At 67.3% G+C, this 10165-nt stretch carries 10 protein-coding genes and 2 tRNA genes; 10 read left to right on the forward strand and 2 right to left on the reverse strand.

The window, feature by feature from the left end:
* Positions 1-100: 100 nt before the first annotated feature.
* The 7 genes from ACU5AP_RS15595 (at position 101) to ACU5AP_RS15625 (ending at position 7732) form a co-directional block, all read left to right on the forward strand.
* On the forward strand, positions 101-1003 hold the full coding sequence (locus ACU5AP_RS15595) for an enoyl-CoA hydratase-related protein (protein ID WP_128719782.1): 903 nt from the start codon (positions 101-103) through the stop codon (positions 1001-1003).
* A gap of 9 nt (positions 1004-1012) precedes the next feature.
* The gene (locus ACU5AP_RS15600) at positions 1013-3016 is read left to right on the forward strand and encodes an acetyl/propionyl/methylcrotonyl-CoA carboxylase subunit alpha (protein ID WP_128719783.1); all 2004 of its coding nucleotides are present in this window, start codon (positions 1013-1015) and stop codon (positions 3014-3016) included.
* A complete protein-coding gene (locus ACU5AP_RS15605) occupies positions 3013-3351 on the forward strand; it encodes a hypothetical protein (RefSeq protein WP_128719784.1) in 339 nt (112 codons plus the stop codon). The genes ACU5AP_RS15600 and ACU5AP_RS15605 overlap by 4 nt, the downstream gene beginning before the upstream one ends.
* 42 nt (positions 3352-3393) lie before the next feature.
* Positions 3394-3789 carry a DUF1489 family protein gene (locus tag ACU5AP_RS15610; protein ID WP_128116537.1) on the forward strand — a complete coding sequence of 132 codons (396 nt, stop codon included), beginning with the start codon at positions 3394-3396 and terminating at the stop codon, positions 3787-3789.
* A gap of 63 nt (positions 3790-3852) precedes the next feature.
* The gene (locus ACU5AP_RS15615) at positions 3853-5220 is read left to right on the forward strand and encodes an MATE family efflux transporter (RefSeq protein ID WP_003164357.1); all 1368 of its coding nucleotides are present in this window, start codon (positions 3853-3855) and stop codon (positions 5218-5220) included.
* Positions 5221-5297: 77 nt separating this feature from the next.
* Complete coding sequence (gene metG, locus ACU5AP_RS15620; protein WP_076224799.1) at positions 5298-7007, forward strand: methionine--tRNA ligase; 1710 nt, start codon at positions 5298-5300, stop codon at positions 7005-7007.
* Between the two features lie 11 nt (positions 7008-7018).
* Entirely contained in the window at positions 7019-7732 is a 714-nt protein-coding gene (locus tag ACU5AP_RS15625; protein WP_223850784.1) for a 2OG-Fe(II) oxygenase, read from the forward strand.
* Positions 7733-7784: 52 nt separating this feature from the next.
* On the opposite strand, the gene ACU5AP_RS15630 is transcribed toward ACU5AP_RS15625, so the two are convergent.
* Together ACU5AP_RS15630 and rlmB are read right to left on the reverse strand one after the other, a co-directional pair.
* Entirely contained in the window at positions 7785-8639 is an 855-nt protein-coding gene (locus ACU5AP_RS15630; RefSeq protein WP_128719787.1) for a TerC family protein, read from the reverse strand.
* Positions 8640-8711: 72 nt separating this feature from the next.
* Positions 8712-9590: a 23S rRNA (guanosine(2251)-2'-O)-methyltransferase RlmB gene (gene rlmB, locus ACU5AP_RS15635; protein WP_076224801.1), complete on the reverse strand. Its 879-nt coding sequence runs from the start codon at positions 9588-9590 to the stop codon at positions 8712-8714.
* Between the two features lie 149 nt (positions 9591-9739).
* Between rlmB and ACU5AP_RS15640 the strand changes: the two genes are divergently transcribed.
* From ACU5AP_RS15640 to ACU5AP_RS15650, 3 genes are all read left to right on the forward strand, one after another.
* A tRNA-Tyr gene (locus tag ACU5AP_RS15640) sits at positions 9740-9823 on the forward strand.
* Between the two features lie 96 nt (positions 9824-9919).
* Positions 9920-9993, forward strand: a tRNA-Gly gene (locus ACU5AP_RS15645).
* A gap of 61 nt (positions 9994-10054) precedes the next feature.
* On the forward strand, positions 10055-10165 hold a 111-nt coding region (locus ACU5AP_RS15650), incomplete at its 3' end, for a GTP-binding protein (RefSeq protein WP_346532223.1).

The following is a 10165-nucleotide window of genomic DNA, read 5'->3' on the forward strand; positions in this document are numbered from 1 at the left end:
CCGTTCGCGCCAACCGCTGCGATCCTGTTTAATCACCTTCTTCCCCAGCGAGGGGGAGAGGGATGACGTTTGAAGCGTTCTATCGGCCAAGGAGCCCATCATGACTGACCAAAAGCCGACCGAAGAAGAGCTGAACGCTCTGGACATCACCGACGCCGAGGCGGCGGAGATGAACGCCATCGCCCACCCCTTCGTCGCCGATGCGGCGCCGGACGCGAACGACGACCTGGTGCAGATCGACGCCACCGCCGACGGCGTGGTCTTCGTCACCATCAACCGTCCCGAGAAGAAGAACGCCTTCGACGCGGCGACCATCGCCGCCCTCTATGAAGCGTTCGAGACGCTGCACGGCGCCGACAAGGTGCGCGTAGTCTTCATCCGTGGCGCGGGCGGGACGTTCAGCGCGGGCGCAGATCTGAACTGGATGCGTTCGGCGGCCGACTGGTCCGAGAGCGACAACCGCGACGACGCCATGGGCCTGGCCAAGATGCTGAAGGCGCTGCACGACGTGCCGGCGCTGACGGTGGCCCTGGTCGAGGGCGCGGCCATGGGCGGCGGGGCGGGCATCGTCGCCGCCTGCGACATGGCCGTGGCGGTCGAGGGCGCGCGCTTCGCCTTCTCCGAGGTCAAGCTGGGCCTGATCCCGGCGACCATCGCCCCCTATGTCATCGAGGCGGTCGGCGCGCGCCGCGCGCGTCAGCTGTTCCTGACAGCCAACATCTTCGACGCCGACTACGCCGCTCATGCGGGACTGATCGACATGGTCCTGCCCGAAGGTTCGGTGGACGAGTTCATCTCCATGCTGACCGACAGCCTGTCGGCCAATGCGCCGGGCGCCATGGGCGACGCCAAGCGTCTGGTGAACGATGTCGCCGGCGAAGAGATCGACCATCGCCTGCTGGAAGAGACCGCCAAACGCATCGCCCGCGCCCGTATCTCGGCCGAGGGCCAGGAAGGCGTCCGCGCCTTCCTCGACAAGCGCGCGCCGAACTGGGCGCAATAAGGTAGCCTGATGTTCAAGTCCGTCCTGGTCGCCAATCGCGGCGAGATCGCCTGCCGCGTCTTCCGCACCGCCCGCCGCATGGGCCTGCGCACCATCGCCGTCTATTCCGAGGCTGACGCCCAGGCGTTGCACGTTCGCGAGGCAGACGAGGCGGTGCTGATCGGTCCGGCGGCGGCGCGCGAGTCCTATCTGGATGCGGCCAAGGTGCTGGCGGCGGCCAAGGCGACGGGGGCGGAGGCCATCCACCCCGGCTATGGCTTCCTGTCCGAGAACGCCGACTTCGCCGAAGCGGTGGCGGCGGCAGGCATCGTCTGGATCGGCCCCAAGCCGTCCTCGATCCGCGCCATGGGCCTGAAGGACGCGGCCAAGAAGCTGATGATCGAGGCGGGCGTGCCCGTCACCCCCGGCTATCAGGGCGAGGACCAGTCGCTGGAAACCCTGACGGCCGAGGCGAACCGCATCGGCTTCCCGGTCCTGATCAAGGCGGTCGCGGGCGGCGGCGGCAAGGGGATGCGCAAGGTCGACCGCGCCGAGGACTTCGCCGAGGCTTTGGCGTCGGCCCAGCGCGAGGGCCAGTCGTCCTTCGGCGATCCGCGCGTGCTGATCGAGAGCTACATCACCCGCCCGCGCCATATCGAGGTGCAGGTCTTCGGCGACAGCCACGGCAACGTCGTCCACCTGCATGAGCGCGACTGCTCGCTGCAGCGCCGCCACCAGAAGGTGATCGAAGAGGCCCCGGCGCCCGGAATGGATCAGGCCACGCGCGACGCCGTCACCGCCGCCGCCGTCCGCGCCGCCAAGGCCGTGGATTACCAGGGCGCGGGCACCATCGAGTTCATCGCGGACGCCTCTGACGGGCTGAAGGCCGACCGCATCTGGTTCATGGAGATGAACACCCGACTTCAGGTCGAACACCCGGTGACCGAGAGCATCACCGGCGTCGATCTGGTCGAATGGCAGCTGCGCGTCGCGGCGGGGCAGCCCATTCCACTGGCGCAAGCCGACATTCCGATGAAGGGCTGGGCCATGGAGGCCCGCCTCTATGCCGAAGACCCGGCCAACGGCTTCCTGCCGTCGATCGGGCGGCTGGATCACTTCGTCATGCCCGACGACATCCGCGTCGACACCGGCGTGATGCAGGGCGGCGAGGTCAGCCAGTTCTACGACCCCATGATCGCCAAGCTGATCGTCCACGAAGACACGCGCGAGGTCGCTGCCGCCCGTCTGGCCGACGCCTGCCGCGAGGTCGAGGTCTGGCCGGTGAAGACTAACGCGGGCTTCATGGCGCGTTGTCTGGACCATCCGCGCTTTGTCGAAGGCGACGTGGACACCGGCTTCATCGCGGCGGAGGAGGGAGCGCTGATCGCCCCGGCTCAGGTTTCCGTCCGCGCCCTGGCCGCTGCGGCGGGACAGATCGGGCTGGAGGCGGACGCCGCCGCCTTCGACGCGCCGGACAATGTGCTGGCGCCTGCCCGTGCGGGCTTGTTCGGCTTCCGCCTGAACGCGGCGCCGCAGGCGCATACGGCGGTCCACCATGACGGCGCGGCGCACGCCCTGACCCTGACCGGCGAGCCGGGCTGGTATGGGCGTTCTTCCAGCTTCACCGTGAGCGGCGAATTCGGCTCGGCTCAGATCTATGGCGAGCCGGGCGTGGTCGTGGTCGACGGCGAGGTCGTCAGCACCCTGTCGCCGGACGCCGGACGGGTGCTGGTGTTCGACGGCGGCGACGTGGTCGAGTTCCATCGCCGCAAGTCCAGCGGTCCGGCGGGCGGTTCCGCCTCCGACGGCGGCCTGCGCGCGCCCATGCCGGGCAAGATCGTCGCCGCGCCCGCCAAGGCCGGGGACAAGGTGGCCAAGGGCCAGCCGGTCGTGGTGCTGGAGGCCATGAAGATGGAGCACGCCCTGACCGCGCCCTTTGACGGCGTGGTGGCCGAGTTCAACGTCGCCGTCGGCGATCAGGTCACGGACGGCGCGGTTCTGGCCGTGGTGAAGGCCGAGGGCGCGGGCGAATGATCCTTGCGGCGATGATGGCGGCGGCGCTTCTGGGCGCCGACCTGAGCGATATGCCGACCGAGTCGGCCTCGGATCTGCAGTGCATGGGCCTGCTGGCGGTGGCGATCGACGATCCGGCCGCCTCGGATGAGCTCAAGCAGCAGTATACGGGCGGCATGATGTATTATCTGGGCCGTTTGGAAGGCCGCGATCCGGCGCGCAACTGGATCGGGCGGATGCTGGAATATACGGACTCCACCCCGGTCCAGCAGGTGCGTTCGCACAGCCAGCGTTGCGGACAGGAACTGATCGCCAAGGGGCAGGAAATCTTCACCCAACTGGATCGCCAGCCCTGAGCCGGGCTGGCCTTCGCGGCGTCGGATGACTAGTTGGGCCTCATGCCCCTGCACATGATCAAGCTCTGCGTCGGCGTGACCGAGGTCGAGACGCTGGAAGCGAACGCGGCCCGGTCCGACTGGCGGATCGTCCACACCCGCATGACGCCCAAGCGCGCCGCCGAGATCGAGGACGGCGGCTCGCTGTACTGGGTGATGAAAGGCTCGGTGACGTGCCGTCAGCGCATCCTCGAGATCACGACCATCGGAGAGGGCAAGGCCAGCCGGTGTGAAATCAAGCTCGACAGCCAGGTCATCCGCACTGCGCCCCTGGCCCGGCGGCCGTTTCAGGGCTGGCGCTATTTCGAGAAGGACGTGCCGCCGGACCTGTCGGTGGCCGAGCCGACGGACCTGCCGCCTGACCTGGCGCGCGAGCTGCGCGAGCTGGGCGCCTGGTAGGCGCCTGAACCGGCCGGAAAATCGATTGACCCGCGCCTGCGCGCGTGGCTGTTGCGGCGTCCGATGGTCCAGTCCCTGTTCAGCTTCCATAATCGCGCCACCCTGTCCGAGCTGCTGAAGCTGGCCTGGCCGGTCGTGCTGGCGCGTCTGGGCATCATGACCATGGGCCTGACCGACGCCATCGTCGTCGGCCACTACGCCAGCCGCGAGCTGGCTTACCACTCCCTGGCCTGGGCGCCGTCCTCGGTCGTGCTGACCACGGCGGTCGGCCTGATGATGGGCGTGCAGGTCATGACCGCCCGTCTGCTGGGCGAGGGGCGCGGCGATGAGGTCGGCGCGGTCCTGCGTCGCGGCATGACCTACGCCCTGCAGATCGGTTTTGTCGCCATGATCGGCCTGCTGCTGCTGGGGCCGTTCGGCCTGGTGCACATGGGGCTGGAGGACGGCCTGGGCGAGGGCGCGACGCCTGCCCTGATGGTCTTCGCCCTGTCGATGCCGGCCTATCTGATTTCGATTTGCGCCCTGTTCTTCCTTGAAGGACTGCATCGGCCCAAGGCGGGCATGGTGGCCATGTGGGTGGCCAATGCGGTCAACCTGGCGCTGAACCTGCTGCTGGTGCCGGACATCCTGGGCATCGGCCTGGACGGCGCCGTGGCCTCGGCCTGGGCGACGTTCGGCGCGCGGGCGGCGCTGGCGATCTTCCTGGTCATCTTCATTCTGCGCCTGCCCGAAGCGCGCGCCTGGGGCGTGTTCAACAAGCCCAAGCGCGACAAGGCGGTTGAAAGCCAGCAGATCAAGGTCGGTCTCGGCGGCGGCGCGTCCAACTTCATCGAGGTCGGGGCTTTCGCGGCCATGACCCTGTTCGCCGGCCAATTGGGCGCGGCCGAGACCGCCAGCTGGGCCGTGGTCATCAACGTCTCCGCCATCGTCTTCATGGTGCCCATGGGCCTGTCGTCGGCGACGGCGGTGTTGGTCGGCCGCAGCTACGGCGGCGGCGATCGAGCGGGCGTCATGCGGGGCGGCCTGGCGGGCGTCGGCGTTGTGACGGTGCTGGCCTTCATCATCGCCATCGGCCTGTGGCTGACCGCGCCGCTAGTGGTCGGCGCCTATACGACCGACCCGGCGATCCTGGCCATCGCGGCCCCGGCCTTGGCGCTGGCGACTCTGTTCTTCGTCGCCGACGCCCAGCAGGTGGTCGCCGCCCAGGCGAACCGCGCGGCGGGCGACGTGGTGTGGCCGACGCTGATGCACCTGCTGTCCTATGGTTTCATCATGATCCCGCTGGGCTGGTTCCTGGCGCATCGGATGGGCGTGGACGGCCTGGTCTGGTCGGTGATCGTGGCCAGCCTGATCTCGGGCGCGCTGCTGACCGGGCGGTTCGTGCGGATCGCGCGGCGTCTGCCGACGGCAAGGGCGACGCCTGTCTCATAGGCGTCCGGCCCATAAGAGGTGACGACTGGGTTTGCGCCCTCTATATCCGACGCCTCCCTGTCAGACGTTGGAAGATCATGTCCCGCATCCTCATCACCTCGGCGCTGCCCTACATCAACGGCATCAAGCACCTGGGGAATTTGGCCGGGTCCATGTTGCCCGCTGATGTGTGGGCGCGCTTCATGCGGGCGCGCGGCCATGACGTCCTCTATGTCTGCGCCACCGACGAGCACGGCACCCCGGCTGAATTGGCCGCCGCCGCCGCCGGTCAGGACGTCCGCACCTATTGCGACGAGCAGCATCAGGTTCAGAAGAAGGCCGCCGACGCCTTCAGCCTGTCGTTCGACATCTTCGGCCGCAGCTCCAACGCCCCGAACACCCGCCTGACCCAGCACTTCGCCAAGGTGCTGGAAGAGCGCGGCCTGATCGAGGAGCGCGTGGACCGGATGATCTATTCGATCGACGACGCCCGCTTTCTGCCCGACCGCTATGTCGAGGGCACCTGTCCGCATTGCGCTTATGAAAAGGCGCGCGGCGACCAGTGCGACAACTGCGGCCGCCTGCTGGACCCGACCGATCTGATCAATCCCTATTCGGCGGTGTCGGGCAGCCGCAATCTGGAGGTCCGCGACACGCGCCACCTCTATCTGCTGCAGACCAAGATCGCCGACGACGTGCGCGCCTGGGTCGACGCCCGCTCGCCCCAGTGGCAGCCGCTGGCCCGCTCCATCGCCTACAAGCATCTGGACGAGGGCCTGATCGACCGCGGCATCACCCGCGACCTGAAATGGGGCGTGCCGGTCGTCGGTCCCGACGGCGGTCCGCGTCCGGGCATGGAGGGCAAGGTCTTCTACGTCTGGTTCGACGCCCCCATCGAATACATCGGCGCGACCGAGGAATGGGCGGAGCAGACGGGCGGAAACTGGCGTTCGTGGTGGCGTCTGGACGAGGGCGCCGAAGACGTGCGCTACGTCCAGTTCATGGGCAAGGACAACGTCGCCTTCCACACCGTCAGCTTCCCGGCGACCATCCTCGGCTCGGGCGAGCCGTGGAAGACGGTCGATCAACTGAAGGCCTTCAACTGGCTGAACTGGTACGGCGGCAAGTTCTCGACCAGCATGGGCCGGGGCGTCTTCATGGATCAGGCGCTGGAGCTGCTGCCCGCCGACTACTGGCGCTGGCACCTGACGGCCTATGGGCCGGAGCATTCGGATGCGGCCTTCACCTGGGAGCAGTTCCAGTCGACGACGAACAAGGATCTGGCCGACGTGCTGGGCAACTTCGTCAACCGCATCGTCAAGTTCACGGAATCCAAGTTCGACGGCGTCGCGCCCGAGGGCGGCGAACCGGGCGCGCTGGAAGAGAAGCTGGCGGCTGACGTCAAGGCGGCCCTGGCCAGCCTGACCTATGAGTTCGAGGCCATGGAGTTCCGCAAGGCGGCCCAGGCGGCGCGCGCCCTTTGGGTGCTGGGCAACGAATATCTTCAGGAAGCCGCCCCCTGGACGGCGCTGAAGACGGATCGCGAACGCGCCGCCGTGGTGGTGCGCACCGGCCTGTCGCTGGTCGCCCTGTTCGCCCGCGTCACCGCGCCCTTCATGCCCGAGGCGGCGGCTCGCATCGCCGCCACGGTGGGCGCGACCGATCTGTCGTGGCCGGACGTCGAGGGCGATGTGCTGAATCTCGTTCCCGCAGGGCAAGCGGTCGCCGCCGCGCAGGTGCTGTTCGCCAAGATCGAGGACGCTCAGGTCGCCGAGTGGACCGAACGTTTCGGCGGCGCCGAAGGGTGAGCGCCGGGGCTATGCTCCTTGCCTTGAATGCAGTGTCGTCGGATCTGCGCGCCGCCGTTCGCGAACGCCTGCTGCGGACCGGCCGCGCCCAGGTTGAAGGCATACTGACCGAGTCCTCGGCCGCCGCGCTGTATGATCTGGCCCGTGAGGCGGATTACAACGTCGTGACGCGGAGGGGGACCGGCCATGTCGACCTGCCATCCGCGTGGCTGGCGTCTCTTCAGCCGGATCAGAAGCGTGGACTGGGAGAGGCGATCCAGAAGTCGGCGGCGGCGGATTTTCAGTATCTGTACGACAACTATCCCGTGTTCGACCTGGTGCAGGACGGTCTTGCCGAAGCGCATTGGCGAGCCCTGGCGGCTTTCCTGAATGGCGATGACTTTCTGGGGCTGATGCGAGAGCTGACGGGAGAAGAGCGCATCGCCATGGCCGACATGCAGGTGACGCGTTATCGCGCGGGGCACTTCCTGACCGAGCATGACGATCACGCCGAAGGGAAGAACCGCTACTTCGCCTATGTGCTGAACCTGACGCCTGGTTGGCGGATCGACTGGGGCGGGCTGCTAGCCTTCCATGGCGAGGACGGCAATGTGGCCGAGGCCTTCACGCCGCGCTTCAACACGCTGAACCTGTTGCGGGTGCCGACGCCGCATTCGGTGACGCAGGTGGCGCTGTCCGCCGGCGGCGATCGGATTTCGATCACGGGTTGGTTGCGTGGTCGCTGAGGCGATGGCCTGAACATGAGAAAGGCCCGGATCGCTCCGGGCCTTTCGTATTTCAGGATGCAGGTTGAGAAGGCTCGACCGTCTGCGGCGGCGGATCGCGTCGTTCGCGACCGCCGGGCAGGGCGTGAGGCGTGTGCGAATCCGCGCCCTTGCCCGTGTGCTTCATATGCTTGGCCTGCTCCTCTGCGCCGATGGCGAGGAAGGCCGGCGCCGAGGCGTTGAACTGATCGGCATGGCCGGTGCGGACGATCACCGAACGCCCGCCGTCCCAGATCATGTGCAAGGCGACGTAGAGAACGATGGCCAGGCCGACATAGGCGATCCAGCGATAGCGGTTCAGCAGCTTGGCGATGAAGGTGGCCGCCAGACCCATCAGGGCGATCGACAGGATCAGGCCGAACACCATGATCCAGGGATGTTCGTGACTGGCGCCGGCCACGGCCAGGACATTGTCCAGGCTCATGGTCAGGTCGGCGATCATGATCTGGATCAGGGCGGCGCCGAAGGTCTTGCGCTTCAGGCCCAGCTCTTCGGGCGAGGGGCCGCCGCCGTGTTCGATGGCCATGGCGCGCTCGATCTCGGCCTCGGCCTCGGCCTGGTCGTGGGTGGCCTGCTCGCGCAGCTCTCGCCACATCTTCCAGCACACCCACAGCAACAGGAAGCCCCCCGCCAGCAGCAGGCCGACGATGGCCAGCAGCTGGACGGTGATGAGCGCAAGCCCGATGCGCATGACGACGGCGGCGGCCAGGCCGATCAGGATGGCCTTGCGGCGCTGTTCCTGGGGCAGGGCGGCGGCGGCGAGGCCCACGGCGACGGCGTTGTCGCCGGCCAGGACCAGATCGATCATCAGCACCTTGCCGAGGGCGGAGGCCTGACTGATCAGTTCGGGGTTCGAGAGGAAGTCCATGTCGGACTCTTAGAACTCGACAGCCCCCGCGCCAAGACGCCGCAGGGGCGAGTTGACGCGGGGGATCAGTTCCTAGCTCGCTCTGCCTTGGGCGCGGGCGGCTTCATACAGGGCGATGGCGGCGGCGTTGGAGACGTTCAGGCTCTCGAAACCGCCGGGCATGGGGATGCGGGCCATGGCTTCGCAGTGTTCAGCCACCAGGCGGCGCACGCCGTCGCCTTCCGAGCCCATGACGATGACGGTCGGTCGGGCGTCCAGCGCCTGTTCCAGCGTCAGATCCGATTCGCCGTCCATGCCGATGGCGCGCCAGCCGTAGTCGGCCAGCTTCTCCAGCGCGCGGCTGAGATTCGTCACGCGGGCGCAGGGCAGGCGTTCGGTCGCGCCGGCCGAGGCCTTGGCCAGGGCGCCGGCCAGGGCGGGGGAGTGGCGGTCCTGCACCACGATGCCGCGCGCGCCGAAGGCCAGGGCCGAGCGGAAGATGGCGCCGACGTTCTGGGGGTCGGTCAGCTGATCCAGCATGACGATGACGCCTTCAGCGGGTTCGGCCAGATCTTCCAGGGCGACGCCTTCCAGCGGCTGGACCTTAAAGGCCATGCCCTGGTGCACCGCCCCGGCGGGCAGCATCCGGCCCAGGGCGACAGAATCAACCACTTCGATTCGGTGGCCGTTCGCCAGATTCTCGCGCTGAATCTCTTCGGCGCGGTCTTCCGTGACCATCAGGCGGCCGCTTCCGCGGCGCGCGGGATTCGCCAAAGCGGCCAAAACCGGATGGCGTCCCCAAAGAAAATTATCGGCGTCCGGGCGCGAACGAGCCGGTTTTCGCTCTGTCTCACCGCCGCCGCGTCCTTGCGTGGCGGGCGTTTGAGGCCGATCCAGACGGCCTTCCCCCCTCTTTTGGAAAGATTGTTTTTTACCGGTTTTCCGGTCGTTGCGTTCTCGAAATGACGACACTATAAGACGGCCTCCGATTTGGGCCCCAGGGCTTTCGGTTCAGGCGCTTCCTCTACTGCAGGCGTCGCCCGACAGCGAAGGCTTTCGTCGCGGAATGATCGAAAGATTGTTTCCGGCGTTTCCAGACCGGCATTGACATAAGGCGCGCTGGGGGAATGTCCCGAGCGGCAAAGGGGGCGGACTGTAAATCCGCTGCGTAAGCTTCGCAGGTTCGAGTCCTGCTTCCCCCACCACGCGCCTTCAATGCCTGACGGGCCGGGAGTCCAGATAGGAATCGGGTGCGGAACCGTCGCTCTTCAATCGAAGGGCGGTGCAACCGCATTCTTCGTGCGGGTATAGCACAATGGTAGTGCAGCAGCCTTCCAAGCTGAGGATGTCGGTTCGATCCCGTCTACCCGCTCCAGGTTTATTGAACTGAGCACAAGCGCCCCTCCGCTCCGGACCCGGGCCACAGGAGTTTGGCCATGGCCAAGGAAAAGTTCGAACGCACGAAGCCGCACGTGAACATCGGCACGATCGGTCACGTTGACCACGGCAAGACGACGCTGACGGCGGCGATCTCGATGACGCTGGCG

The organism is Brevundimonas sp. RM1 (assembly GCF_052907225.1).

Bases quoted from the DNA above. Each gene is read 5' to 3' on its own strand.
- ACU5AP_RS15630 (WP_128719787.1), bottom strand. From the start codon at position 8,639: ATGGACTTCCTCTCGAACCCCGAACTGATCAGTCAGGCCTCCGCCCTC.
- ACU5AP_RS15615 (WP_003164357.1), top strand. From the start codon at position 3,853: ATGGTCCAGTCCCTGTTCAGCTTCCATAATCGCGCCACCCTGTCCGAG.
- metG (WP_076224799.1), top strand. From the start codon at position 5,298: ATGTCCCGCATCCTCATCACCTCGGCGCTGCCCTACATCAACGGCATC.
- ACU5AP_RS15595 (WP_128719782.1), top strand. From the start codon at position 101: ATGACTGACCAAAAGCCGACCGAAGAAGAGCTGAACGCTCTGGACATC.
- ACU5AP_RS15625 (WP_223850784.1), top strand. From the start codon at position 7,019: ATGCTCCTTGCCTTGAATGCAGTGTCGTCGGATCTGCGCGCCGCCGTT.
- ACU5AP_RS15605 (WP_128719784.1), top strand. From the start codon at position 3,013: ATGATCCTTGCGGCGATGATGGCGGCGGCGCTTCTGGGCGCCGACCTG.
- ACU5AP_RS15600 (WP_128719783.1), top strand. From the start codon at position 1,013: ATGTTCAAGTCCGTCCTGGTCGCCAATCGCGGCGAGATCGCCTGCCGC.
- ACU5AP_RS15610 (WP_128116537.1), top strand. From the start codon at position 3,394: ATGCCCCTGCACATGATCAAGCTCTGCGTCGGCGTGACCGAGGTCGAG.